General features: G+C 68.7%; 1 protein-coding gene. It reads left to right on the top strand.

Annotated elements, in window-relative coordinates:
- Window positions 1–17 precede the first annotated feature (17 nt).
- Window positions 18–1,457: an aldehyde dehydrogenase family protein gene (locus AC559T_RS12375; RefSeq protein WP_498868792.1), complete on the top strand. Its 1,440-nt coding sequence runs from the start codon at window positions 18–20 to the stop codon at window positions 1,455–1,457.
- Window positions 1,458–1,560: the final 103 nt, after the last annotated feature.

Here is a 1,560-nt window from a genome sequence, read left to right as displayed (position 1 = left end):
ATCAACGAGGAGCGGCTGTGAAGCGGTTACTGATCGACGGGAAGCTTGTCGAGACCGAGCGGACGGTCGACTCGATCAACCCCACGACCGGCGAAGTCATCGGCCAGGCCGCGGACGCGACGGTCGAAGAGACCACCGCCGCGGTCAAGGCCGCCCGCAAGGCCTTCGACACCACCGACTGGTCGACCAACGTCGCGTTCCGCGTCCAGTGCCTCAACCAGCTCCACGACGTCCTCGTCAAGCACAAAGAAGAACTCCGCGAACTCACCATCGCCGAGGTCGGCCACCCCCGCCTGATCACCGACGGGCCGGCCCTCGGCGACCCGATCAACCTCGTCAAGTACTACGCCGACCTCGCCGCCGGCTACCAGTTCACCCAGGACCTCGGCACCGTCGAATCCCGCGGCGCCCAGCACCACCGCTGGATCGAACGCGAACCCGCCGGCGTCGTCTCCGCGATCGTCGCCTACAACTACCCCACCCAGCTCGCCCTCGCGAAACTCGCCCCCGCCCTGGCCGCCGGCTGCACCGTCATCCTCAAAGGCGCCCCCGACACCCCCCTGCTCGCCCTCGCCCTCGGCGAACTCATCGCCAACGAGACCGACATCCCCGCCGGCGTCGTCAACGTCATCACCTCCATCGACGTCGACGCCGCCGAAGTCCTCACCGGCCACCCCGACGTCGACCTCATCACCTTCACCGGATCCACCGCCGTCGGCCGACGCATCATGGAAGTCGCCAGCAGGACCGTCAAAAAAGTCTTCCTCGAACTCGGCGGGAAATCCGCCCTCGTCGTCCTCGACGACGCCAACCACGACCTCGCCGCCATGATGGCCGCGTTCACCATCTGCTCCCACTCCGGGCAGGGCTGCGCCATCACCAGCCGCCTCGTCGTCCCCCGCGCCCAACACGACGCCATCGTCGAGAAAGTCGCCGCCGCCCTCGCCCAGATCAAGGTCGGGAACCCCACCGAACCCGACACCTACATGGGCCCGCTCATCAGCGAGAAGCAACGCGACAAGGTCGACGGCATCGTGCAGCGCGCCATCGCCGCCGGCGCCACCCTCGTCACCGGCGGCAAAAAGATCAACCCCGGGTTCTTCTACGCCCCCACCCTGCTCGCAGGCGTCGACCCCGACAGCGAGATCGCCCAGGAAGAAATCTTCGGCCCCGTCCTCGCCGTCATCCCCCACGACGGCGACGACGACGCCGTGAACATCGCCAACAACTCCATCTTCGGCCTCTCCGGATCCGTCCTCAGCGCCGACACCGACCGCGCCCTCGCCGTCGCCCGCCGCATCCGCAGCGGCACCATCAGCGTCAACGGCGGCAGCTGGTACGCCCCCGACGCCCCCTTCGGCGGCTACAAGCAGTCCGGCATCGGCCGCGAAAGCGGCACCCCCGGCCTCGAGGAATTCCTCGAGATCAAAACCATCGCCACCCCGGCCGCATCCTGACCCTGCCGGCCTCCGACCAGCCCCGACCGTGGCGGTCGGGTGAATCCCACCGGACTCACCCGACCGCCACAGTCGTCCACGCGACGGCCCGCACCCGACGGCC

Origin of the sequence: Frankia sp. Hr75.2, assembly GCF_949319125.1 — a bacterium.
In the GTDB taxonomy this organism is placed as follows: Bacteria; Actinomycetota; Actinomycetes; order Frankiales; family Frankiaceae; genus Parafrankia; species Parafrankia soli.
The sequence above is the reverse complement of the archived record's forward strand: the minus strand, read 5'-3'. Positions and strand labels throughout refer to the sequence as shown.